Raw genomic sequence first — 25017 nt, forward strand, 5'->3', positions numbered from 1 at the left:
CATGATTCTCAGAAAACTCTTCGGCTTCGTCGCGACCGCCATCATCCTTCTCGTCGCGATCCTGATCGGGCGCTCGCTCTGGGTGCACTACATGGACGATCCCTGGACGCGCGACGGGCGCGTTCGTGCCGAGATCGTCAACGTCGCGCCGGACGTGTCGGGCGCGATCGTCGAGCTGCCCGTGCATGACAACCAGCTCGTGAAAAAGGGCGACCTGATCATGCAGATCGACCCGTCGCACTACCAGATCGCGGTCGAGCAGGCGCAGGCGGCCGTCGCCGCCCGCCGCGCGGAACTGCAGATGCGCCGCGACGACGCGGCCCGTCGTGCCGACCTCGACGCGCTCGTCGTGTCGAAGGAAAACCGCGAGAACGCGGCGCACAGCGCGTCGAGCGCCGATGCGCAGTACCAGCAGGCGATCGCCGCGCTCGACGCCGCGAAGCTCAACCTCGAACGCACGCGCGTGGTCGCACCGGTCGACGGCTACATCACGAACCTGCAGACGTTCAAGGGCAACTACGCGGTGGCCGGCCAGGCGAAGCTCGCGATCGTCGACAGCCATTCGTTCTGGGTCTACGGCTACTTCGAGGAAACCAAGCTGCCGCGCGTGAAGGTCGGCGCGCCGGCCGAGATGCGGCTGATGAGCGGCGGCGTGATGAAGGGCCACGTCGAGAGCATTTCGCGCGGCATCTACGATCGCGACAACCCGCAAAGCCGCGACCTCGTCGCGGACGTGAACCCGACCTTCAACTGGGTGCGCCTCGCGCAGCGCGTGCCGGTGCGCATCCGCATCGACGAGGTGCCGGCCGACGTGGTGCTGTCGGCGGGCACGACCTGCACGGTCATCATCGATCCGGACCAGCGGAAGAAGTCGTAAGCGTCGACGGCCGGACGCCTACGCCGCGATGCGAAAGCGTCCGACCAGCGACTTGAGCGCCTGCGCCTGTTCGTCGAGCGCATTCGCCGCGGCGGCGGCCTGCTCGACGAGCGCGGCGTTCTGCTGCGTGCCGGCATCCATCTGCGTGACCGCGCGGCCGATCTCGTCGATCCCGGCGCTCTGCTCGTCCGACGCCGCCGAGATCTCGCCGATGATGTCGGTCACGCGCTTGACCGCCCGCACCACGTCGTCCATCGTGCGGCCCGCATCGTGCGCGAGCGCCGCGCCGTTCGCGACGCGCTCGACCGACGCGCCGATCAGCGTACGGATCTCCTTCGCCGCGGTCGCCGCGCGCTGCGCGAGCAGCCGCACCTCGCCCGCGACCACCGAAAAACCGCGCCCCTGCTCACCCGCGCGCGCCGCCTCGACCGCCGCGTTCAACGCGAGAATGTTGGTCTGGAACGCGATCCCCTCGATCGTGCCGATGATGTCGCGAATGTTCTTCGCGCTGTCGTCGATCTCGCTCATCGTCGCGACCACGCGACCGACGACTTCGCCGCCCGCCTCCGCGACGGCCGACGCATTGGCCGCGAGCGCGCTCGCCTGACGCGCGTTCTCGGCGTTCTGCCGCACGGTCGACGTGAGCTCCTCCATGCTGGCCGCGGTGCGCTCGAGCGCGACGGCCTGCTGCTCGGTGCGCCGCGACAGGTCGAGGTTGCCGGTCGAGATCTCGCCGGACGCGGCCGCGATCGCCTCGGCGCTGACGGCGATCTCGCCGACGGTCGCCGCAAGCCCGGACTGCATGTCGGACAGCGCGCGCACCATGCTGTCGCGGTCGTGCCGGCCGAGCGGAATCGGCCGCGTGAGGTCACCGCGCGCGATGTCGGCGGCGATCGCCTTCGCCTCCGCGGGCTCGCCGCCGAGCTGCGACGCGAGGCGGCGCACGACCCGTTCGGCGATCGCGATCGCCAGCACGATCAGCGCGGCCGTCATCGCCGCGATCATCGCGAACGACGACGAGAAGATCGTTGCGGATGCATCGAGCGTCGCCTTCGACTTCGCGCCGCGCGTCTTCACGAGCATCGCGACGAGCTTCTCGAGCTTGCCGGTCTCGACCAGCAGCGACACGTCCTGCGTGCCGACCTGCCAGTTCATCTGCGACAGGTCGAGCGGCTGCGCCTGCACGAGCGCGACGAAATCGCGCAGATGGCCGCTCCACGTGCCGACCGCCAGCGAGAACGCGCGCAGTCGTGCGGAATCGTCCGCATCGGCCGGATCCGCGTAATGCTGCAGCGTCGCGAGCGCCTGGCCGATCGACGCGAGTCCCGCGCCGACTTCGGCGCCCAGGTCGTCGCGTTCCTTCGCGGTGGTGGCGGTCAGCAGCATCTTCTGCGCGCGGCTCGCGCGCAGCACCTCGGCGCGCACTTCCTCCGCCGCCCGGCTCGCGACGTGCCCCTGCTCGTAGACCGACGCAATCGACGCGTTCAGCCGGCTGATCTGCCACAGCGAGAACACGCCGATCGCGAGCGTGCCGGCCAGCAGGATCGCGAACGCGGCGCGCAACGTCGCCTTGACGGTCCACGTCCGGCGTTCGCGCCGGGCTGCACGCGCGTGCCGCGAGGCGGGCCTGGCGGCTGCGTCGGCCGCGGCTGTGGCCGCAGCCGGCCGCGGATGCAATGAAGCTGCTTTCATCGATATTTCCCCGTATTGATCGTGCCGCCGGAAAGGTCGGTTCCGGCGGCCGGCATTCATGCAATGGCCCGTCATGCCGCGCGTCCTGCACCCGTCCGGTTCGTGGCCGGTGCCGGGCGCGGCGCACCTGTGTTGTCGTTGCGTCTTCTACGGCCGCGATCGGCGCGCCTTGAGTCCGGACAAACACCGATCCGGTCCCGCGCGGCGCGACGAAAGGCAAACGCGCCGCAGCGTTATACCCGGCCAAAAAAGGGCGCAATGGGCCGAATCGTCGCAGCAATGTCCGAATCGCGACAAAACTTGGCCGGACATTCTCGATACGCCACATTAGACTTCTTTGACGCAACAACGATTCGAACGCGCCGATCCCCATCAGAGCGCGTCCCGTCACCTCAACTCGCTCAGCTCACATGGAAACCAGCCTCGATACGGGCGCCGGCAGCGCCGCCGCAGCCCAGCCGTCTGCTCCACGCGCCCCGCGTACCGTCTATCCGGTGCTCGGCGCGATCAGCTTCTCGCACATGCTCAACGACATGATCCAGTCGTTGATCCTCGCGATCTATCCGATGCTCAAGAGCCAGTTCGCGCTGTCGTTCGCGCAGATCGGCCTGATCACGCTGACCTACCAGATCACCGCGTCGCTGCTGCAGCCGCTCGTCGGCCTGTACACGGACAAGCGGCCGAAGCCGTATTCGCTGCCGGTCGGGATGGGCTTCACGCTCGCGGGGCTGCTGCTGATGTCCGTCGCGCCGAACTTCGCGACGCTGCTGGCGGCGGCGGCGCTGGTCGGCTGCGGCTCGTCGGTGTTCCATCCGGAATCGTCGCGCGTCGCGCGGATGGCGTCGGGCGGCCAGCACGGGCTCGCGCAGTCGCTGTTCCAGGTCGGCGGCAACGCCGGTTCGGCACTCGGGCCGCTGCTCGCCGCGCTCGTGATCATCCCGCACGGCCAGCACAGCATCGCGTGGTTCTCGGCGGCCGCGCTCGTCGCGATGATCGTGCTCACGCAGATCGGCCACTGGTACAAGAAGCATCCGTCGATGAAGAAGAAGGCGGCGCCGGCCGGCCATCCGACGCTGTCGCCGGGCCGCGTGCTCGCCGCGATCGGCGTGCTGGTGCTGCTGGTGTTCTCGAAGTACTTCTATCTCGCGAGCATCAACAGCTATTTCACGTTCTACCTGATCGACAAGTTCCACCTGTCGGTGCAGGCCGCGCAGATCCACCTGTTCGTGTTCCTCGCGGCGGTCGCGGCCGGCACGCTGATCGGCGGGCCGGTCGGCGACCGGATCGGCCGCAAGTACGTGATCTGGGTGTCGATCCTCGGGGTCGCGCCGTTCACGCTGCTGCTGCCGTACGCGAACCTGTTCTGGACGAGCGTGCTGAGCGTGATCATCGGCGTCGTGCTGGCGTCGGCGTTCGCCGCGATCCTGGTCTATGCGACGGAGCTGATGCCCGGCAAGGTCGGGATGGTCGCCGGCCTGTTCTTCGGCTTCGCGTTCGGCCTAGGCGGCGTGGGCGCCGCCGTGCTCGGCCAGCTCGCCGACGCGACGAGCATCACGTTCGTCTACAAGGTGTGCTCGTTCCTGCCGCTGATCGGCGTGCTGACGGTGTTCTTGCCGAACCTCGAAAGCAGCCGGCGCAAGAAGGCGTGACGAAACGGCCGCGGCTTGGGTGCCGCGGCCGTTGGCTCAACAACCTTGCGAAACGTTTCGTTGAGCGGTTATCAGTGCCGGGGTTCTCGTGTGCCGCGACCGAACATTCGCGCACCCAGCCAGACCAGCGCGATCGCGATCACGAAGCTGACGCCGAGCATGGTGCTGATCAGGATGTCGCCCTGGCCGTGAACACCGAGCGTTTCGAACACGCGGAACAGCGGCTCGAACGCTCGCCACCCCGCCCCGCTTTGAAACCATTCATCCAGCGGGGAATTCGCCAGGCCGAGATAGACCGGGATCGTCAAGACGATCGCTGCAAGCAGGCGGACAAGCACTTTCATTGGACGATCACTCGACCGTAGTACTTCATCCCGGTGCCCGGAATCGTGGCACCGGCCTGCGACTTCAGGAACGTGCGAAGCGCATTGAATTGGGCTTTGTTCGGCAGCGTGATACAGCCTTCGCTGATGCCCCAGTATCCGACGGGATGTAACCGGAAGTGGCCACGCCGAATGCCGTTGATCGACGTCAAGTCGTCGATCACACCATCATTGCGATACAACGCAAACCAATCCGCGCGATGAGTACCGGCAAACAGATCGGAGCGAACGTCGTTCAACCACCCCATGCGGCCGCCGCTCTGGCGATCCACGATGTAATAGGTCCCTGCCGGTAACGGTCCGTCGTCGGGAACGGCCGTCGAGTTCGGATCATTGACGTATCGCCCGTTGCCGCTGAATGCGGCGACTGCCCCAAAACCCGCGCAATGCAGGATGGACGTACGTTGACGGTTCAGCAAGAAAGTACATTCGACAGGCATTCGGGCCCTCTCATTTTCGTTATTTTTTGATACGACTGCGTGCAGCACGCTGTCGTCCCCGCTGCTACGACACCCCGGCAGCCGTGAAAGCTTAAGCCAACACGGCCTCGTCGTCATCGCAGTGCCCGTGCCCGACGTACTTGCCTACACGATGGCTGCACCATTCTCCGTCGCATGCAACGTCAGGAACCGCTTGAGGATGCCGGACGAATAGCTGCTCGCGATCGCCGACAGGAAGTGCGAGAACGACTGCGTCGCGTGATCGTCGGCCGTATCGGAGATCGTGCGCACGATGGCGAACGGCACGTCGTGTTCGGCGCACACCTGCGCGATCGCCGCGCCTTCCATCTCGACCGCGAGCGCGTCCGGCAGCGCGTCGCGCAGCGCGACGACTTCCCGCTCGCTCGACACGAAGCGGTCGCCGCTGATGATCAGCCCGCCATGCAACGTCGCGCCCGCCAGCCCGAAGCGCGCGGCGAACTGCGCGCCCTCCTCGGCGACGAACAGCGTGCACGCGGCCTTCAGGCGGGCGGTCAGCGCCGCATCGGTCGCGAACCGCGTGATGCCGAGCAGCGGCACCTCGTAGCGCGGAAACAGCGGCGACGCATCGAGATCGTGCTGCAGCAGCGTATCGGCGACGACGACGTCGCCGATACGCACCGTGCGCGACACGCCGCCGGCGACACCGGTGAACACGACGCCGGACACGCCGAACACGTGGATCAGCGCACTGACGGTGGCGGAGGCCGCGACCTTGCCGACCCGCGCGAGCGTGACGACGCAGGCCGCGCCGTGCACGGTGCCGACGTGGTAATCGCGGCGGCCGAGCGTGATCGTCTTCATCACGCCGTCGGCGCGCATCGCGGCGATCAGGTCGCCGAGTTCCTCGGGCAGCGCGGCCAGAATGCCGAGCGGACGCGTCGATACCGTTTCAACCATGTCGATGCTCATCATTCCACCGCCTGCAGTTTCGCGACCGCCAGCGCGAGCCATTTTTCGCCGTGCCGCTTGAACTTCACCTGCGCCTTCGCATCGGCGCCGTTGCCTTCGAGCGCGGTGACCGTGCCCTCGCCGAACTTGGTATGGAAGACCTGCTGGCCGACGCGGAACCCGGTGTCGGCCGCGCGCTGCTTGTTCGCGAAGGCCGGCAGCGGCGCGGTGACCGCCGCGTCGACCACCTGCTCGCGGCTGCCGCCGCCCGGCCGCGCGAACCAGTCGCGCCCCCAGCCGGCGTTGTCCGAGCGGCCGCCCCAGCGCGAGCCGGCCTCGACCTTCGGCGTGAGCCACTTCAGCACGTGCTCCGGCAGTTCGTCGAAGAAGCGCGAGCGCACGTTGTAGCGCGTCTGGCCGTGCAGCATCCGGCTCTGCGCGAACGACAGGTAGAGCCGCTCCTTCGCGCGCGTGATCGCGACGTACATCAGCCGGCGCTCTTCCTCGAGGCCGTCCGATTCGAGCACGCTGTTCTCGTGCGGGAACAGCCCTTCCTCGAGGCCGGTGATGAACACGGCCGAGAATTCGAGGCCCTTCGCCGCGTGCACCGTCATCAGCTGCACCGCGTCCTGGCCGGCCTGCGCCTGGTTGTCGCCGGCCTCCAGCGATGCATGCGACAGGAAGCCGGCGAGCGGCGTCATCGTGTCGGGATTTTGTGCCGGGTCGGCCGGTGACGCCGGATCGAGCACGTCGACCGCCGGATCGTCGGTCGCGGTACCGAGCTCGGGCGCCGCGATCGCGCCCGCGCGCAACGGAATCGAGCGGGCCGGCGTGTCGAGCCCGTAGCCTTCCTCGGCGATGAACGCGGTGGCCGCGTTCACGAGTTCCTGCAAGTTCTCGAGGCGGTCCTGGCCTTCGCGCTCGCCCTGGTAGAAATCTGCGAGGCCACTGGCGCGCACGATGTGCTCGACGGTGTCGGGCAGGTTCATGTGCTGCGTATCGGCGCGCATCTTCGCGACCAGGTTCGCGAACCCGCCGAGGCTCGTGCCGGCCTTGCCCGTCACGTACGGAATCGCGGCGGCCATCGAGCAGCCGTACAGGCGCGCGGCATCGGCGAGCTGCTCGATCGAGCGCGCGCCGATCCCGCGGGTCGGGAAGTTCACGACGCGCACGAACGCCGTGTCGTCGTTCGGGTTGTCGATCAGGCGCAGGTACGCGAGCGCGTGCTTCACTTCCTGCCGTTCGAAGAAGCGCAGGCCGCCGTACACGCGGTACGGGATGCCCGACGACATCAGCGTGTGCTCGATCGAGCGCGACTGCGCGTTGCTGCGGTACAGGACGGCCACTTCGCTGCGCGCCATGCCGGTGTTGATCAGCGAACGGATCTCCTCGACGATCCAGCCGGCTTCCCGCGAATCGGTGCTCGCCTCGTACACGCGCACGGGCTCGCCGTGGCCGGCGTCGGTGCGCAGGTTCTTGCCGAGGCGATGCGCGTTGTTCGAGATCAGCTGGTTCGCCGCATCGAGGATGTTGCCGTGCGACCGGTAGTTCTGCTCGAGCTTGATCAGGTTGCGCACGCGGAATTCGTCTTCGAAGTCGCGCATGTTGCCGACGTTCGCGCCGCGGAACGCGTAGATCGACTGGTCGTCGTCGCCGACCGCGAAGATCGCGTTCTCGCCGCCCGCGAGCATCTTGAGCCACGCGTACTGCAGCTTGTTGGTGTCCTGGAACTCGTCGACGAGGATGTGCCTGAAACGCGCCTGGTAGTGCGCGCGCAGCGGCGCGTTGTACGCGAGCAGCTCGTAGCAGCGCAGCAGCAGCTCGGGGAAATCGACGACGCCCTCGCGCTGGCACTGCTGGTCGTACGCCTGGTACAGCTCGACGAACTTGCGGTTGAAATTGTCGGTCGCGTCGACCTTGTCGGGCCGCAGCCCCTGCTCCTTCGCGTTGTTGATGAAGTACTGGACGTTCTTCGGCGGGTATTTCTCGTCGTCGACGTTCGCCGCCTTCATCAGCCGCTTGATCGCCGACAGCTGGTCGGCCGTGTCGAGGATCTGGAAGGTCTGCGGCAGGCCGGCGTCGCGCCAGTGCGTGCGCAGCATCCGGTTGCACAGCCCGTGGAACGTGCCGATCCACATCCCGCGCGTATCGATCGGCATCATCGCCGACAGGCGCGCCATCATCTCGCGCGCGGCCTTGTTCGTGAAGGTGACGGCGAGCACGGTGGCCGGTGATGCGTAGCCCTGCTGGATCAGCCACGCGATGCGCGTGATCAGCACGCGGGTCTTGCCGCTGCCCGCCCCCGCGAGGATCAGCGCCGGTTCGTTCGGCAACGTGACGGCGGCGTATTGTTCAGGGTTCAGATTGGCGAGCAGATCGGGCATGGAGCGGCAGCGGACGTGCGAAAAAATGCGGACCCGCCATTATAAGTCGACCGCGCGATGCCGTTTCCGGTCCATTCGGCGGCATGCTTCAACGGCATGGCGACCGCGTCGCGACGGGCCCGTGCCGGCAAGGCGATGGCTGGCCGATGTGCATCCATTTATAATTGTCAGATTCGGCATCCAATTCACGCATTTTTCGGCAGATTTCCAACCATGAGCGACAGCACGCTTGCGAAGAGTTTCGAACCCCACACCATCGAGTCCCAATGGGGGCCGGAGTGGGAAAAACGCGGCTATGCCGCCCCGGCATTCGACCCGGCGCGTCCCGATTTCGCGATCCAGCTGCCGCCGCCGAACGTCACCGGTACGCTGCACATGGGCCATGCGTTCAACCAGACGATCATGGACGGCCTCGCCCGCTACCACCGGATGCTCGGCGAGAACACGCTGTGGGTGCCCGGCACCGACCACGCGGGGATCGCGACCCAGATCGTCGTCGAGCGCCAGCTCGATGCGCAGGGCGTGTCGCGCCATGACCTCGGCCGCGAGAAATTCGTCGAGCGCGTGTGGGAGTGGAAGCAGCAGTCCGGCTCGACGATCACGGGCCAGGTGCGCCGCCTCGGCGCGTCGACCGACTGGTCGCGCGAATATTTCACGATGGACGACAAGATGTCGGCCGCCGTGCGCGACGTGTTCGTCACGCTGTACGAACAGGGCCTGATCTACCGCGGCAAGCGCCTCGTGAACTGGGATCCGGTGCTGCTCACCGCGGTGTCGGACCTCGAAGTCGCGAGCGAGGAGGAAAACGGCCACCTGTGGCACATCCGCTACCCGCTCGTCGACGGTTCGGGCTCGCTGACCGTCGCGACCACGCGTCCGGAAACGATGCTCGGCGACGTCGCGCTGATGGTCCACCCGGAAGACGAGCGCTACGCGCACCTGATCGGCAAGCTCGTCACGCTGCCGCTGACGGGCCGCGAGATCCCGGTGATCGCCGACGACTACGTCGACCGCGAGTTCGGCACGGGCGTCGTGAAGGTCACGCCCGCGCACGACTTCAACGACTACCAGGTCGGCCTGCGCCACAACCTCGCGCCGATCGAGATCCTGACGCTCGACGCGAAGATCAACGACAACGGCCCCGAGCAGTATCGCGGCCTCGACCGCTTCGACGCGCGCAAGGCGATCGTCGCCGACCTCGATGCGGAGGGCTTCCTCGACTCCGTGAAGCCGCACAAGCTGATGGTGCCGCGCGGCGACCGCACGGGCGTCGTGATCGAGCCGATGCTGACCGACCAGTGGTTCGTCGCGATGACGAAGGCGGCGCCGGAAGGCACGTTCAACCCGGGCAAGTCGATCACCGAAACGTCGCTCGACGTCGTGCGCAGCGGCCAGATCAAGTTCGTGCCGGAAAACTGGACGACCACCTACTACCAGTGGCTCGAGAACATCCAGGACTGGTGCATCTCGCGCCAGCTCTGGTGGGGCCACCAGATTCCCGCGTGGTACGGCGAGAACGGCGAGGTGTTCGTCGCGCGCGACGAGGAAGAGGCGCGCGCGCAGGCCGCCGCGAAGGGCTACACCGGCGCGCTGAAGCGCGACGAGGACGTGCTCGACACGTGGTTCTCGTCGGCGCTCGTGCCGTTCTCGTCGCTCGGCTGGCCGAACGAAACGCCTGAACTGCAGCACTTCCTGCCGTCGTCGGTGCTCGTCACCGGCTTCGACATCATCTTCTTCTGGGTCGCCCGGATGGTGATGATGACGACGCACTTCACCGGCAAGGTGCCGTTCCACACCGTCTACGTGCACGGTCTCGTGCGCGACGCGGAAGGCCAGAAGATGTCGAAGAGCAAGGGCAACACGCTCGACCCGATCGACATCGTCGACGGCATCGACCTCGAGACGCTGGTCGCGAAGCGCACGACCGGCCTGATGAACCCGAAACAGGCCGCCACCATCGAGAAGAAGACGCGCAAGGAATTCCCGGACGGCATCGCCGCGTTCGGCACCGACGCGCTGCGCTTCACGATGGCGTCGATGGCGACGCTCGGCCGCAACGTGAACTTCGACCTCGCGCGCTGCGAAGGCTATCGCAACTTCTGCAACAAGCTGTGGAACGCGACGCGCTTCGTGCTGATGAACTGCGAAGGCCACGACTGCGGCGCCGACAAGCCGGAAGTGTGCGGCGCGGGCGACTGCGGCCCCGGCGGCTACCTCGACTTCTCGGCGGCCGACCGCTGGATCGTGTCGCTCCTGCAGCGCACCGAGGCCGACATCGCGAAGGGCTTCGCCGATTACCGCTTCGACAACATCGCGACCAGCATCTACAAGTTCGTGTGGGACGAGTACTGCGACTGGTACCTCGAACTCGCGAAGGTACAGATCCAGAACGGCACGCCGGAACAGCAGCGCGCGACGCGCCGCACGCTGCTGCGTGTGCTGGAAACGGTGCTGCGCCTCGCGCACCCGATCATCCCGTTCATCACCGAAGCGCTCTGGCAGAAGGTCGCGCCGCTCGCCGGCCGTTATCCGCAAGGCAAGGCGGAGGGCGAAGCGTCGCTGATGACGCAGGCGTATCCGGTCGCGAACCTGCAGAAGATCGACGAGGCGTCCGAACAATGGGCGGCCGACCTGAAGGCGATCGTCGACGCGTGCCGCAACCTGCGCGGCGAGATGAACCTGTCGCCGGCGACCAAGGTGCCGCTGCTGGCGGCCGGCGATGCCGAGCGCCTGCGCTCGTTCGCGCCGTACGTGCAGGCGCTCGCGCGCCTGTCGGAAGTGCAGATCCTGGCCGACGAAGCGACCCTCGACAAGGAAGCGCACGGCGCGCCGATCGCGATCGTGGGCCCGAACAAGCTGGTGCTGAAGGTGGAAATCGACGTCGCGGCCGAACGCGAGCGCCTGTCGAAGGAAATCGCGCGCCTGACCGGCGAGATCGCGAAGTGCAACGCGAAGCTCGGCAACGAGGCGTTCGTCGCGAAAGCGCCGCCGGCCGTGGTCGAACAGGAGCAGAAACGCGTCGCGGAATTCCAGAGCACGCTGGAGAAACTGCGCGCTCAGCTCGATCGGTTGCCTGCGTAACAAACGGTAAGGTCGTTTGCGTTCACTATAATCGGAACGTGAACATAGGCTGTCTGACAAGTCGATTACAGGAATAAAGGTTCGATCATGTTGAAAGTCACCAAGGCGGTATTCCCCGTTGCCGGTCTCGGCACGCGGTTCCTCCCGGCAACGAAGGCGAGCCCGAAGGAAATGCTGCCCGTCGTCGACAAGCCGCTGATCCAGTACGCAGTCGAGGAAGCGATCGCCGCGGGCATCACCGAGATGATCTTCGTGACCGGGCGCAGCAAGCGCGCGATCGAGGATCACTTCGACAAGTCGTACGAGGTCGAGGCCGAACTCGAGGCGCGCGGCAAGGAGAAGCTGCTCGAGCTCGTGCGCAGCATCAAGCCGAGCCATGTCGACTGCTTCTACGTGCGCCAGCCGGAAGCGCTCGGCCTCGGCCATGCGGTGCTGTGCGCGGAGAAGCTCGTCGCCGACAACCCGTTCGCGGTGATCCTCGCCGACGACCTGCTCGACGGCAACCCGCCCGTGATGAAGCAGATGGTCGACGTGTTCGACCACTATCACAGCTCGGTGATCGGCGTGGAAGAGATCCCGCCGTCGGAGACGAAGTCGTACGGCATCGTCGACGGCAAGGAGTGGGAAGAGTCGATCGTCAAGATGTCGGCGATCGTCGAGAAACCGGAGCCGGAAGTCGCGCCGTCGAACCTCGGCGTGGTCGGCCGCTACATCCTGAAGCCGCGGATCTTCGAACACCTGCGTGCACTGAAGCCGGGCGCGGGCGGCGAGCTGCAGCTCACCGATGCGATCCAGGCGCTGCTCGCCGACGAACAGGTGCTGGCCTACAAGTACCAAGGCACGCGCTACGACTGCGGCAGCAAGCTCGGCTACCTGAAGGCGACGGTCGAGTTCGCGCTGCGCCACCCGGAAGTCGGCACCGACTTCGACGCGTACCTGCGCGCGCGCGGCAACGGGCAACCGGCTGCCTGAACGCGGCACGGGCCGGCCTCGCCTCCCCGGCGGGCCGCCCTCGCCTCACGGCCGGCGCGTCAGCGCGTGACGGCCGGCTTCACCGAGACGACGCCCGGCATTGCGCCCGCGTCGTCTTTTTTCGTCTTCACGAGCCAGCCGTCACCCTGCTCGAACGGCAGCTTCGCGAGCGCGCTCTTCACGAGCGTCGGCGCGGCCTGCTGCGTGAGCGCATCGCGATCGCGCAGCGACGCCGACACGCGATAGACGTCGACGCCCGTCTTCGCATCGACGAAACGCAGCGTCAGCACGTGGCGGTACACCTTGCCCGCGAACGGCAGCGCGAACGGCGCCGGTCCGTCGACGGTCACGCACGCGCTGCTTGCCGCGCCGCACTGGTCGGCCGTCGCCGCGACCGACGCCGGCTGCGTCGCATACGCGATCGACAGCCGGTAGCGCGCGGCCTGGCCAGGCTGCGCGTCGAAGCCGCGCTGCGCGAGCTCGTCGTGCACGAGCGTCTCGATCTGCCGGTATTCGGCATCGTCGGCCTGAGCGGCCGTGCGAACGAAATCGTAGCCGTGCGCACCGGATGCGAACGCATTCGGCTGCCCGAGCGCGCTCACGCCGGTCGTGACGCCGGCGCAACCGGTCAACAGCGACGCCGCCAGCGCGGCCGCTGCCCATTCCTTTCTCATGACTTCCCCCAAATGCCTGCCGTCGTGCCCGGCCCTGTCAGGCGGACGGCTCGTCGATCGCGGGCAGCGACACCGTCACCGCGGTGCCGACACCCACTTCGCTGTCGACCGTCACGCTGCCGCCGTGGCGCGTGACGACCGTCTTCACGAATGCCATGCCGAGCCCGGAGCCCGAGATTTCGGGCCGCTCGCCGGCATGGAACCGCTTGAAACGCTCGAACAGATGCTGCAGATCTTCCGGCGCGATGCCGTACCCCTGATCGCGAATCGTACAGAAGATCCGCTTCGATGCATGCTCGACCGACAGCGTACACGCGATCACCGTGTCGGACGGACTGTATTTGACTGCGTTGTTCAGCAGGTTGACGAACGCGCGCGTGATCAGCGAGCGGTCGGCGCGCGTCCAGCACATGTCGGCCCCGACGTCGGTCTCGATGCGGATGCGCTTTGCCTGCGCCTGCGGCCAGACTTCGTCGCTCGCGTCGATCAGCACGTCGACCAGGCTCGTCGGTTCGAGCTGGTACGCCTGCGACTCCGCGCGCGCCAGCTGCACGAACTCGTCGGCGAGCGACAGCGCACGGTGCGCATAGCGCTCGATCCGCGCGAGCAGCCCGCGCATCGCGTCGGTTTCGACACGATCGCGCTCGATCTCGACGAGCGCGAGGATCGACGACTGCGGCGAGCGCATGTCGTGCGACAGCAGGTGCAGCGCCTCCTCGCGCTGCCGCTCGGCCGCGTGCAGCTCGGTCACGTCGACCAGACCGGCGATCCAGCCCGTCACGTGGCCCTGCGCGTTCGTACACGGGGCGTAGCGTAACAGATGGTCGAGCCCGTCGCGATCGCGCACCTCGATGCCGCGCGCCATCGCTTCGTCTTCGGCCCCGAGCGTCGGGTCGAGCGCGTCCGGCCAGTGTGCGCGGATCGTGACGTCGTGTTCGGCGTTGCCGTCGACGGTCTTCATGAAGGTCAGCTCGCCGAGCGCGGCGCGCAGCGGCCGCCCTTCCGGCACCGGCAGCGCGAGCCGCGAACCGTAGCGCTTCGCCGCATGGTTCGCGATCAGCACGGTGCCGGCCAGGTCGGTGACGAAGATCGGCTCCGGCATGCTGTCGAGGCTGTCCCACACGAAGCGCTTCATGTCCTGCACGCGCTGCGCGGCCTGCGCCATCAGCGCCATCTGCCGTTCGAGCACGTCGCCGCCGACGCTGCGCGTGCGCGGCGCCTCGGGCAGCAGGTGCGGCTCATCGGCGAGCCGCTGCAGCTCGCGGCGCAGGTACGACATCGTCATTTCCAGGCGCCGCCAGTTCCAGATCGGGTAGACGGCGACCAGCCCGAAGATGGCCGGCGCGGGCGATAGCCATATGCGCGCCTCGAACAGCAGCGCCAGGCTCGCGACGACGGCCAGCGCGGCCAGGCTCAGCGTCAGCAGCAGCGCGCGCCATGGCGACAGCATCAGGAAGCCGCCCAGCAGCACGGCGAGCGGCAGCAGCGAGGCGGCGAAGAGTCCGGCACGCGATGCAGGCAGGATCGCGCTGCCGGTCGTCAGCATGTCGAGCACGTTCGCGTGGATGTACACGCCGGCGAGCGGACCGAAGTCGCCCGACACCGGCGTCGCGAAGCGGTCGTAGAGGCCCGACGCCGTCACGCCGACGACGACGATCTTGCCGCGCAGTGCGTCGGGTTTCACGCGCCCTTCGAGCACGTCGTCGAACGACAGCGTCGGATACGCGGGCGTGTTGCGGCTGAACGGGATCAGGTAGCGGCCGTCGCCGGTCGCGTCGCGCGACAGGTCGTGCGCTTGCGCGCCGGGCGTGCCGCCGACCGGATGCAGCCGGCCGGCCTGGATCGCACGATAGACGGGCACCATCAGCTGCGGCCAGCGCACGCGGCCGTCGCTTTCGAACAGCGCGACGCTACGCACGATGCCGTCGGGATCGACTTCGAGATTGATGTGGCCGAGTCCCATCGTGCGTGCCGACAGCTCCGCCACCGGCGGATCGACGGTGCGCGTGCCGTCCGCCTGTTCGGGGCTCAGCAAGACGGGCAGGAAGGTCGGCACACGGGCCATCGCGTCGGCGAACGCGCGATCCTCCGGCGACTGCTCGGTAAACAGCACGTCGTAGACGACCGCGGCCGGCTGCGCACGCGCCAGCGTGTCGAGCAGCCGCGCGTGCACGCTGCGCGGCCACGGCCAGCGGCCGAGTGCGGACACGCTCTGGTTGTCGATGTCGACGACGACGACGTCGGGCGACAGCGGCAGGCTGCGCAGCATCAGCAGCCGGTCGTAGATCAGCCCGTCGACGCTCGACGACAGCCGGCCGAGCGCGCACGCGAGTATCACCGCGATCCCGAGGCAGCCGATCGCGATCCACTCGATCAGGAAGCGGCGGCCGAGGCGCCGCCGCGGGGAAACGGAGTCGGTTTTCATGCGCCGCGGGTCAGCGCGACAACGTGAACGCGCTGACCGGACTCGTCTTCTGATAGAACTTGCCGCCCTCGAACTCCTCGACCGTCACCGCCCAGTAGTAGTCGCCGGGCGGCAGGTGGGAGACCGTGATCCGGCGCGCCTGCAGGCCCATCTGGTCGACGACCGGCGCGCTCAGGTCCTTCGAGTGCGACAGCACGAACCGATAACGCGCGTCCTTGGCCGCGTCGTTCGGCGCCCAGCGGAACTCGTAGCCGTCCGGGCCGGGCGACGCGCTCGCATCGAGCCCCATCAGGCGCCGCTCGAACGCGTAAATGTGCGGCATGCCTTCGAGGCCGTTGTCGTCGATCGCGGAAATCCGGACGAAGTACGTGCCGTTCGGCACCTCGCGGAACACCGCGCGCGACGAGACCGTGCGCGTTTCGCTGAACAGTTCGAGCATCCCCGCGTCGCGCGCGAGTTGCAGGTGATACGCATGCGCATGCTCGAGCGGCGCGACGTCGAACGTGAGGTCGGGCTCGTCCTGCACCTTGTCCGGATGCGTGAGCGCGGGCGCCGGCAGCAGCTGCACGGGTGCGCCGACCGCGCCGGACGACGTCGTGACGCTGCCGAAGTTCGCATGCACGAGCGTCGGGTCGGCCGGCTGCTGCTTGCCCGCGACGCCGACGGTGCCGTCGAGCACCTCGACACGCGTCGCCGCGTTGCCGGCGGCGTCGTAGTTCACGCGGAACCGCGTGCCGCGCACGCCGGCCACGACCGACGGCGAGCGGATCTGGAAGCGGTCGTCGCGCTTCTTCAGATGCGTGACCTCGCTGTCGACCGAGCCGCGCGTGAGCTCGAACTCGCGATCGAGCGTGCCGGTCAGCACGGTGCGGCGCAAGGTCTTCAGGTCGAGCTGGCTGTCGGGCGGCAGGCTCATGTGCGTGCCGTCGGCCAGTTCGAGCGTCAGGAAGCCGTTCGCGCCCGTGCGCACGCGGTCGCCCTCGGTCAGCGTCGCTTCGTTCGCGAGCGGCGCGTACGCGCCGCCGGACGCGCGCTCGGCCGTGCCCTGCACCGCGACGACGCGCGCGGTCAGCTTTTCCTTGCGCAGCCGCGCGACCGGCAGCTTCAGCGCGATGTCGGGCTGCAGGTGTTTCGGCGCGGGCACGCCGTTGATCCGTTGCAGCAGCTGCCAGTCGTCCGGGCCCTGCAGGTAGCGCGCGGCGACGTCGTACAGCGTGTCGCCGGCATGCGTGCGGTAGACGACCATCTTGCCCGCGGCAGCGCTCGGCTGCGCGACGGCCTGCTGCGCCGCGAACGCAAACGCGACCGCGCACGCCGCATGCAGTGCCGCCGTGCGCAGGTTCGCCGTGCGCCGGGTGATGCGCCGGGTCACTCCGGCTCTCCCTGACCGACCCGCTCGAGCCGGTAGCCGTAGCCGTAGATCGGCGCGAGGCGATAGCCGTTTTCCGGCCGCAGGCCGAGCTTCGTGCGCAGCATCGAGATGTGCGTGTCCATCGTGCGCGACGGGATGTCGGTCGCCTGCTTCCACACGAGATCGAGAATGTGCGCGCGCGACAGCGGCCGGTCGAGGTGCTGGAACAGCAGCAGCGCGAGCTCGAATTCCTTCTGCGTGAGGCTCACGGCCTTGTCGCCGACATAGGCCTGCTTCAGGTTCACGTCGAAGCGGAACTGGTCGAACTCGCGAACGGTCGCCTCCGCGTTGACCGGATACGCGCGGCGCAGCAGCGAGCCGATGCGCGCGCGCAGGATCGGGCCCGACACGGGCTTGACCACGTAATCGTCCGCGCCGGCGTTGAGGATCTGCGTGATCCCCGCCTCGTCGTCGCGGCTCGTCATGAAGATGATCGGCAGGCTGTGCTCGGTCTGGTTCGCACGCACCCACTTGAGCACTTCCTCGCCGGACATGTCGGGCACGTTCCAGTCGAGCACGAGCAGATCGAACGTCTCGCGCTGCAGACGCTTCTTCAGGGCCTTGCCTTCCTTGAACGCATAGCACGTGTGGCCGACGGCCGTCAGCGTTTGACTGACGAAATCCGTCTGGGCCGGATCATCATCCAGTACAGCAATTCTCATAGCACCCCGCAAATCGAAATCGATTCGTCCAGTTCAGCTCCCCGCACTCATCCCGCCGCGCAGCATGCGCGCGGCGCCCGACACCGGCCGACGAGCCGTCGTTTGCCGAGCGCGCAACCTGCGCGACACGGCGCCCCGGCCACCCATCTCAAAAACGGGGCACGGACGAACCGGCGATTTCATCATAGTAGTATGAAATTCGCCAAGAAATTGCGCGGACTACGGTCCTTTATTCGAATAATCCTTCCCGTCGCGCAACTGGCGGCGCTTCCGGCTGGCCCAGCATGGGCTGCCCCAGCGTGGGCTGCCCCAGCATCCGCTCCAGCTGGCTGCGCACGCGCTCCCACGCCGGCGCCGCATAGTCGGGCTGGCTCGCCGCCCACGCCTGCGCGAGATCGAACACGCGCCCGATCGTCGCGCCGCAATACGTGAAGCCCGCGCCGTCGTCCCGCGCGGCGCCGCGCAGCCGTTCGTCGAGCGATTCGGCCAGCCACGGCATCTCGGCCGCCGCCGAATCGGCATACGCCTCGAGCGCGGCACGCGCGTGGCGATCCCGTTGCGGGTCGAGCTCGATCCGGCTCAACCCCGCCGCGCGTGCGGGCGCGATGCATTCCGCTGCGGACGGACTTCGAATGGTCCCTGGTCTGAAGGACATGTCCTCTCCCCGTTTGTACGACGGCAGCGTCAGGCATGGCCCCCGTGCCCGCCTCGTATGACGTACCGTGGCCGGTGCATCCATCCGAGACGGACGACCGGCCGGGTCAGTATACGCAGCCGGTCGTGCGGCGAGGTTTAAGAATTGTCAGAGGCGTCAGACGAGCGTTTCCCATGGAACAGGCGCCTGGGCGAGGGTCTGTGCTGGCGCTCGTGTCGCGCCGTTGGCGCGGCCGGACCGCAGCGGGCGGTGCGCGAGCGGGCGCGGGCGCCGCAAGGGGCGCGTGATGCGGGCCGTCAGCGGCGGCGCATCAGGAACACGAAGGTCTTGTCCTGCGTCGTCACTTCGACGATCTCGTTGCCCGTCTGCTTCGCGAACGCGGCGAAATCGCGCTGCGAACCCGGATCGGTCGCGAGCACCTTGAGGATCTGCCCGCTCTCCATATCGGCGAGCGCTTTCTTGGCGCGCAGGATCGGCAACGGGCAATTGAGCCCGCGCGCGTCCACTTCCTTGTGAATCTGCATCGGCTGTCGACCTTCGAATGACGCGCCACACGGGCGCGGGAGGAAGCGGCGATTTTACCGCAGCGCGGCCGCCCCTGCCCGCGCGGCCCGGGCCCGGCCGCGCGACGCGGCGCGCCCGCGCTCGGCACGCGCTCGTCATGCCAAGCGCCCGCCGAGCGCCCGTCAGGCGCCCGTGAACCCGCCCGCGAGCCGCTCGCGCAGATGCCGCACGAGCGCACGCACCGCGCTCGGCACGACCGGGCTGTACGGCCGCAGCGCGAAGATGTGGTCGCCGAACGCACCCGACGGCCGCCAGCCGTCCAGCAGCGCGACGAGCCGGCCCGCATCGAGATCGCGCTGCGCGCTGAAATCCGGCAGCAGCGCGATGCCGAGCCCGCCGAGCGCGGCCTCGCGCATCGCCTCGCTGTTGTTGGCCGCGAAGCTGCCGCGCACCGGCACGCTCACGCGCTGGCGCCGCCGGCCGTCCGGCTCGAAGCTCCAGGCGGCCGGTTCGTTGTCGCGCAGGTAGCACAGGCAGCTGTGGTCGACGAGTTCGCTCGGGTGGCGCGGCGCACCGCGCGCGTCGAGGTAGTCGCGGCTCGCGACCAGCAGCGAACGCGTGTCGCACAGCTTCCACGCGACGTGGGTTTGCGGCGCGGTCGTCGTATGGCGGATCGCGAGGTCGAAGCCCTCCTGCGTCAGCGAATGCAGCCGGTCGGACAGGTCGAGTTCGATGTGCACGCCCGGGTGCTGACGCAGGAAATCGGGCAGGTGCGGCACGACCTGCTGGCGCCCGAGCGCGACTGGCGCCGTCACGCGCAGCAGCCCGCGCGGCTCGCCGGCGAGTTCCTTTACGCGCGCGAAGTGCTGGCCGATCGATTCGAACGCGTCGCGCGTGCTGTCGACCAGCGTCTGCCCGGCGTCGGTGAGCCGCACGCTGCGCGTCGTGCGCCGCACGAGCGGCACGCCGGCCGCCTTCTCGAGATCGGCGATGCGCTGGCTCATCGCGGCCTTGCTGATGCCGAGCCGCTGCGCGGCGGCCGTGAAACTGCCGGCCGCGGCGAGGACCGTCAGCGAGTGGATATGCGGCCAGAGCGCCTGGACATTTTGCTGATTCATCCGCCGATTATTCAGAATTCTGAACAGTGAATCAAGCTGCGCGGCCTTCTCCCGCCCCGCCGCTTTGCCTAGACTAGGTTCCGTCCACCCCCATTCCCATGCCCAGGAGACACGCATGACCACGGTTCCCGCCTATACGTCCGACGCCGACGTCGGCCACTACATCGACGGCGCACCCGTCGCCGGCCGCAGCGGCCGCTTCCAGGACGTCTTCAATCCGGCGCTCGGCCGCGCGGTGCGCCGCGTCGCGCTCGCCGGCGACGACGAAGTGCAGCGCGCCGTCGCGTCCGCCCGTGCGGCGTTCCCCGCCTGGGCCGACACGCCGCCGATCCGCCGCGCCCGCGTGCTGCACCGCTTCCTGCAGTTGATGAACGAACACCGCGACACGCTGGCCGCCATCATCACGGCCGAGCACGGCAAGGTGTTCTCGGATGCGCAGGGCGAAGTCGCGCGCGGCATCGACATCATCGAATTCGCATGCGGCGTGCCGCAACTGCTGAAGGGCGACTTCACCGACCAGGTCAGCACCGGCATCGACAACTGGACGATGCGCCAGCCGCTCGGCGTCGTCGCCGGCATCACGCCGTTCAACTTCCCGTGCATGGTGCCGTGCTGGATGTTCCCGGTCGCGCTCGCGACGGGCAACACGTTCGTGCTGAAGCCGAGCGAACGCGACCCGTCGGCGGCGCTGTTCATCGCCGACCTGCTCACGCAGGCGGGCCTGCCCGCCGGCGTGTTCAACGTCGTGCAGGGCGACAAGGGCGCGGTCGACGCGCTCCTCGACCACCCGGACGTGCAGGCCGTCAGCTTCGTCGGCTCGACGCCGATCGCGGCCTACGTGCAGCAGCGCGCGGTGCAGTCGGGCAAGCGCGTGCAGGCGCTCGGCGGCGCGAAGAACCATCTCGTCGTGATGCCGGACGCGAACATCGAGCAGGCGGTCGACGCGCTGATCGGCGCCGCGTACGGCTCGGCCGGCGAGCGCTGCATGGCGATCAGCATCGCGGTGCTGGTCGGCGACGTGGCCGACAAGATCGTGCCGTTGGTGGCCGAGCGCGCGCGCAAGCTGGTGATCGGCGACGGGATGTCGCCGGAAGTCGAGATGGGACCGATCGTCACCGGCGACGCGCTCAAGCGCATCGAAGGTTATATCGGGCAAGGCGTCAGCGAAGGCGCGCAACTGGTGGTCGACGGCCGCGGGCTGCGCGTGCCGGGCCGCGAGGAAGGCTTCTTCACCGGCGGCACGCTGTTCGATCACGTGAGCCCCGACATGCGCATCTACAAGGAAGAGATCTTCGGGCCGGTGCTTGGCTGCGTGCGCGTGAAGGACTTCGGCGCAGCGGTCGACCTGATCAACGCACACGAATTCGGCAACGGCGTCGCATGCTTCACGAGCGACGGCGGCATCGCGCGCGAATTCGCGCGGCGCATCCAGGTCGGCATGGTCGGCATCAACGTGCCGATCCCGGTGCCGATGGCCTGGCACGGCTTCGGCGGCTGGAAGAAGAGCCTGTTCGGCGACATGCACGCGTACGGCGAGGAAGGCGTGCGCTTCTACACGCGCCAGAAGTCGGTGATGCAGCGCTGGGCGTCGAGCATCGGCAAGGGCGCCGAATTCGCGATGCCGACCGCGAAGTAAGCGCGGTCGACGCGCCGCCCGCCGATGGAATGCGCGGGCGGCCGGCGAATCGAAGGCCGGCGTCAGCCGGCCTTCAGCCGGCCTTCAGCCGGCCTGCGTGCCGTGGGCGCCGTCGGCGGTAGGCAGGTACGACAGCTCGAGCCGGTACGCGAGCGCGACGAACAGGCTCTGCGCGAGGCCCATCGTCGCGGTCAGTGCACGGAACCCGAACGTCTCGCTGTCCTGCACCATCAGCGTCACCTCGGCCTCCCGCGCGAGCGGGCTCATCCGGCTGTCGGTGATCGCGATCAGGCGCGCGCCGCGCTGCACGGCCTGCTGCGCGACCTGCACCGTCTCTTCCGCGTACGGCATGAACGAGATCACGATCATCACGTCGCCCTCGCGCACCGAGCGGATCTGGCCGAGATGCATGCTGCCGAGCGCGCTGAACAGGCCGATGCGCTTGTCGGTGTGCTGCAGCGCATAGTCGAGATACACGGCGATCGGAAACGCGCGGCGCGAGCCGGCGATCCAGATCGCCTGCGTGTCGGCGAGCAGGTCGACGGCCTGTGCGAGCGCGTGCGGGTCGAGCGTCTGCCGCAGCTGCTGCATGCCGGCAATGCTGCCCTTGATGAATTCGTCGGCGATCTGCTCGGGCTGCAGGCTCGACTCGCCCGATTCGATCACGTCGCGCAGCCGCAGGTTGTACGCGCGGCCCGGCGCGATCTGCTGGGCCAGCCCCTCGCGGAACAGCCGCTGCATCTCGGAGAAACCCGAAAAGCCGAAATGCTTCGCGAACCGGACGACGGCCGACGGCTGCACGCCGCACGCCTCCGCGAGCGACTGGATGCCTTCCAGGCCCAGCTGGTCCCGATGCGTTTCCACGTGACGCGCAATCACCTTCAGGCGATTGCTGAGGCCGTCGTACTCCTGCGTCAGATGCTGCAGGAACGCCTCGACGGTGGCGGGTGGTTTCTCGGATGAACTCATCGGATAGCGCGAAGTTGACGGCCCCGATCCGCGCGCCGCCTGCGCGTGCGCCCGGGACTCACCTATGGACATGCATGAAGGGCGAATTTAATCACGTTTGCGGCACGGCCCGCGCCGCACGCTCGCTCCCACGCGCTCGATCATCACCTGCACACGCTCCACGGCCGGAATGGAAACGATTTTCCAACGCCGTCGCCGAGCCGTAAAGATTAGGGCGTCTACCGACGCCGATGCGGACGGCTCCGCCGAGGGTCGCCGGCAGCCGCCCTGGGCCGCCGGCCGGCGCCGCGCATCGGCCGCCGCTTGCTCACCGCTTGCTCACCGATAGTCGACCCATACGCCGCCCGCATCGGCGGACCGCACGCAGTTCTCGACCCACCGCACGCCTTCGACGCCCGCATGGACATCCGGAAAGCGGATGTTCTTCAACGCCTGCGCGTCGCCGCGATCGGCCGCGTCCATCGCGAGCGCGAAGCGTGCGTACAGATTCGACCACGCTTCGAACAGCCCTTCCGGATGCCCGGCGCCGATGCGGTCCTCGCGCAATGCGTGCGGATGCAGATAGCCCATCCCGCGATCGAGCACCTGCGCGGGCTGCCCCTGGATCTCGTAGCGCAACTGGTTCGGATGTTCGTCCCACCATTCGACGCTCGCCTTCGAGCCGATCACGCGCACCTTCTGCCCGTGCATCGAGCCCGCGTTCACCGCACTCGACCACACGTAGCCGATCGCGCCCGTGTCGTACTCCATGATCGTGAACGCGTTGTCCTCGAGCGGCGCGCGACTCTTCACGAAGCTCTGCCGCGAGCACATCAGCCGTTTGATCCGCAGCTCCGGCGCCATCACTTCGGAGATGTACAGCGGATGCGTGCCGATGTCGCCGAGCACGTAGCTCGGCCCCGCGAACTTCGGGTCGACGCGCCAGCGCGCGGCGGCGCTCGCGGCTTCGACGCCCTCGCTGTGAAAGCCGTGCGCGAACTGCATCTGCACGATGCGGATCTCGCCGAGATCGCCGCGCGCGATCATTTCGCGCGCCTGCTCGATCATCTGGTGTCCGGAATAGCCGTACGCGACGCCGACGATGCGGTTCTTCTCGACCGACAGCCGCTGCAGCGCCTCGGCCTCCTCGGTCGTGAAGCACAGCGGCTTTTCGCACACGACGTGCAGCCCCGCGTTCAGCGCCGCGCGGCAAATTTCGAAGTGCGTGTTGTTCGGCGTCGCGATCGACACCGCGCGGATGCCGTCGGCACGCTTCGCCTCGGCGTCGAACATCGTCCGGTAGTCGGGATAGCAGCGCCCGGCGTCGACACCGAGCTTCACGCCGAATTGCCGCCCGCGTTCGGCATCGATGTCGAATGCGCCGGCAACGAGCTGGAAGCTGCCGTCTCGCAATGCGGCCGACCGGTGGCTGTAGCCGATCTGGCTGCCGAGCCCGCCGCCGACCATGCCCCAGGGAATCGAGTGTCCGAGCAGAATCTGTCCGTCGATCATGATTGTCGTGTTCCTGTCCGTGTTCAGGTGTTCAAAGTGTGTGCAGAGGGTCGGGCCGACGGCCGATTACGCGAACCCGGCCGATGCGAGAAACTCGCGGCTCGCCGCGACGTCGCGCAGGCTCGTGCCGGCATTGCGCGGATCGCGCTCCTGTTCGATCGTGATGGTTCCCGCATAGCCGATGTCGTCGAGCGCGCGACGGATCGCGCGGTAGTCGAGCACGCCGGTGCCGATCGGGCACATCACGCCACGCGCGCACGCCGCGAAGAAGGCGATGTGTTCGCCCATCACCGCGTCGTACACGGCCGCGTCGATATCCTTGAAATGCACGTAGTCGAGCCGCGCCGCGTGACGGCGCAGCCACGTCTCGGGATCCATCCCCGAGTAGTAAAGGTGGCCGGTGTCGAGACAGAGGCCCGCCGTATCGGCCGCGACGTCGGCGACGATCCGGTCGATCTCGTCCGCGAACTCGATGTAGCCGCCCGCATGCGGATGGATCACCGCGCGCACGCCGAATTCGTCGCGCGCGATCGTCGCGATTTCGCGAATGTGGTCGACCATGCGCGCCCAGCGTTCGGCGGACAGGCGCGGCGCGCGATCGGCGTGGCCGGCCGCGTAGTCGCGTTCGTCGTGCCCCCAGTCCATCACGACCAGATACGGCGCCGCATGACGCTGGCCCGGCTGCGTCGGCAGCTTCGGCAAGCGCGTGATCAGCGCGCAGATCTCGCGCGTCTGGCGCAGCAGGTTCGGCAGGTGCTCCGGCGACACCAGGTCGTCGAAGATCGTGCCGGCGGTGATGCTCAAACGCTGCCGCTCGAGCTCGGCGCTCACCACGTCGAGCTCGAGCGGGATGTAGCCGTACGGGCCGAGCTCGATGCCCGAATAGCCGGCCTGTGCGGCCTCGGCGAGCACCTGCCGCCACGGCGGCAGGTGCGGGTTCTTCACGTCGTCGACGCCCCAGCAGCAGGGCGCGCAGCCAATCTTCATGGTCATGTCGGTCAGTCCCGCAGGAAAGCGGCGCGCGGCCGCGAGCATGGCCGCGTGGACACGCGGCCCGGTGTCGG

The 25017-nt window shown here is 68.1% G+C and carries 20 protein-coding genes; 5 read left to right on the plus strand and 15 right to left on the minus strand.

Annotated features, from left to right (window positions below; translation table 11 throughout):
* Position 1: 1 nt before the first annotated feature.
* Positions 2-877, plus strand: coding sequence for an HlyD family secretion protein (locus U5A56_RS33625; RefSeq protein ID WP_044846076.1), 876 nt, complete (start codon positions 2-4; stop codon positions 875-877).
* A gap of 18 nt (positions 878-895) precedes the next feature.
* Here the strand turns inward: U5A56_RS33625 and U5A56_RS33630 are convergent, their stop codons facing one another.
* The gene (locus U5A56_RS33630; protein ID WP_321926837.1) at positions 896-2569 is read right to left on the minus strand and encodes a methyl-accepting chemotaxis protein; all 1674 of its coding nucleotides are present in this window, start codon (positions 2567-2569) and stop codon (positions 896-898) included.
* A gap of 410 nt (positions 2570-2979) precedes the next feature.
* Here U5A56_RS33630 and U5A56_RS33635 point away from each other — a divergent pair, with 410 nt between their 5' ends.
* A complete protein-coding gene (locus U5A56_RS33635; RefSeq protein ID WP_321926839.1) occupies positions 2980-4218 on the plus strand; it encodes an MFS transporter in 1239 nt (412 codons plus the stop codon).
* A 71-nt stretch (positions 4219-4289) separates the two neighbouring features.
* On the opposite strand, the gene U5A56_RS33640 is transcribed toward U5A56_RS33635, so the two are convergent.
* From U5A56_RS33640 to U5A56_RS33655, 4 genes are all read right to left on the minus strand, one after another.
* A complete protein-coding gene (locus U5A56_RS33640; protein ID WP_124523050.1) occupies positions 4290-4562 on the minus strand; it encodes a hypothetical protein in 273 nt (90 codons plus the stop codon).
* A complete protein-coding gene (locus U5A56_RS33645) occupies positions 4559-5041 on the minus strand; it encodes a DUF2778 domain-containing protein (RefSeq protein ID WP_321804999.1) in 483 nt (160 codons plus the stop codon). The genes U5A56_RS33640 and U5A56_RS33645 overlap by 4 nt, the downstream gene beginning before the upstream one ends.
* A 144-nt stretch (positions 5042-5185) precedes the next feature.
* A complete protein-coding gene (locus U5A56_RS33650) occupies positions 5186-5995 on the minus strand; it encodes a 5'-methylthioadenosine/adenosylhomocysteine nucleosidase (RefSeq protein ID WP_321926841.1) in 810 nt (269 codons plus the stop codon).
* Entirely contained in the window at positions 5992-8355 is a 2364-nt protein-coding gene (locus tag U5A56_RS33655) for a UvrD-helicase domain-containing protein (RefSeq protein WP_321926843.1), read from the minus strand. The genes U5A56_RS33650 and U5A56_RS33655 overlap by 4 nt, the downstream gene beginning before the upstream one ends.
* Positions 8356-8568: 213 nt before the next feature.
* On the opposite strand from U5A56_RS33655, the gene U5A56_RS33660 reads away from it, so the two are divergent.
* Both U5A56_RS33660 and galU read left to right on the plus strand, forming a co-directional pair.
* Positions 8569-11436, plus strand: a complete 2868-nt coding sequence (locus tag U5A56_RS33660; protein ID WP_321926844.1) for a valine--tRNA ligase — start codon at positions 8569-8571, stop codon at positions 11434-11436.
* Positions 11437-11523: 87 nt separating this feature from the next.
* The gene (gene galU, locus U5A56_RS33665) at positions 11524-12408 is read left to right on the plus strand and encodes a UTP--glucose-1-phosphate uridylyltransferase GalU (protein ID WP_044846083.1); all 885 of its coding nucleotides are present in this window, start codon (positions 11524-11526) and stop codon (positions 12406-12408) included.
* Positions 12409-12467: 59 nt separating this feature from the next.
* Here galU and U5A56_RS33670 read toward each other — a convergent pair whose 3' ends face one another.
* From U5A56_RS33670 to U5A56_RS33700, 7 genes are all read right to left on the minus strand, one after another.
* Positions 12468-13082: a DUF4136 domain-containing protein gene (locus U5A56_RS33670; RefSeq protein ID WP_044846084.1), complete on the minus strand. Its 615-nt coding sequence runs from the start codon at positions 13080-13082 to the stop codon at positions 12468-12470.
* A 37-nt stretch (positions 13083-13119) separates the two neighbouring features.
* Positions 13120-15507 (minus strand): CHASE2 domain-containing protein, encoded by a 2388-nt coding sequence (locus tag U5A56_RS33675; protein WP_321926847.1) that lies wholly within the window; start codon positions 15505-15507, stop codon positions 13120-13122.
* 10 nt (positions 15508-15517) lie between these two features.
* A complete protein-coding gene (locus U5A56_RS33680) occupies positions 15518-16879 on the minus strand; it encodes a FecR domain-containing protein (RefSeq protein WP_321926849.1) in 1362 nt (453 codons plus the stop codon).
* Positions 16876-17580: a response regulator transcription factor gene (locus tag U5A56_RS33685; RefSeq protein WP_006490421.1), complete on the minus strand. Its 705-nt coding sequence runs from the start codon at positions 17578-17580 to the stop codon at positions 16876-16878. Before U5A56_RS33685 ends, U5A56_RS33680 begins: the two co-directional genes overlap by 4 nt.
* Before the next feature lie 229 nt (positions 17581-17809).
* Entirely contained in the window at positions 17810-18235 is a 426-nt protein-coding gene (locus tag U5A56_RS33690; RefSeq protein ID WP_044846087.1) for a hypothetical protein, read from the minus strand.
* Between the two features lie 296 nt (positions 18236-18531).
* Positions 18532-18759, minus strand: a complete 228-nt coding sequence (locus U5A56_RS33695; protein ID WP_006753156.1) for a sulfurtransferase TusA family protein — start codon at positions 18757-18759, stop codon at positions 18532-18534.
* A 162-nt stretch (positions 18760-18921) separates the two neighbouring features.
* On the minus strand, positions 18922-19857 hold the full coding sequence (locus U5A56_RS33700) for a LysR family transcriptional regulator (protein WP_321810378.1): 936 nt from the start codon (positions 19855-19857) through the stop codon (positions 18922-18924).
* A 115-nt stretch (positions 19858-19972) separates the two neighbouring features.
* On the opposite strand from U5A56_RS33700, the gene U5A56_RS33705 reads away from it, so the two are divergent.
* Positions 19973-21493, plus strand: a complete 1521-nt coding sequence (locus tag U5A56_RS33705) for a CoA-acylating methylmalonate-semialdehyde dehydrogenase (protein WP_321802156.1) — start codon at positions 19973-19975, stop codon at positions 21491-21493.
* 84 nt (positions 21494-21577) lie between these two features.
* Here U5A56_RS33705 and U5A56_RS33710 read toward each other — a convergent pair whose 3' ends face one another.
* The 3 genes from U5A56_RS33710 to U5A56_RS33720 form a co-directional block, all read right to left on the minus strand.
* A complete protein-coding gene (locus U5A56_RS33710; protein WP_321802155.1) occupies positions 21578-22462 on the minus strand; it encodes a MurR/RpiR family transcriptional regulator in 885 nt (294 codons plus the stop codon).
* A 318-nt stretch (positions 22463-22780) separates the two neighbouring features.
* Entirely contained in the window at positions 22781-23953 is a 1173-nt protein-coding gene (locus U5A56_RS33715) for a Gfo/Idh/MocA family protein (RefSeq protein WP_044846091.1), read from the minus strand.
* A 66-nt stretch (positions 23954-24019) separates the two neighbouring features.
* Positions 24020-24946, minus strand: coding sequence for a TIM barrel protein (locus tag U5A56_RS33720; RefSeq protein WP_321926852.1), 927 nt, complete (start codon positions 24944-24946; stop codon positions 24020-24022).
* Positions 24947-25017: the final 71 nt, after the last annotated feature.

The sequence above is a fragment of the Burkholderia sp. BCC1998 genome, assembly GCF_905339875.1.
GTDB lineage: Bacteria > Pseudomonadota > Gammaproteobacteria > Burkholderiales > Burkholderiaceae > Burkholderia.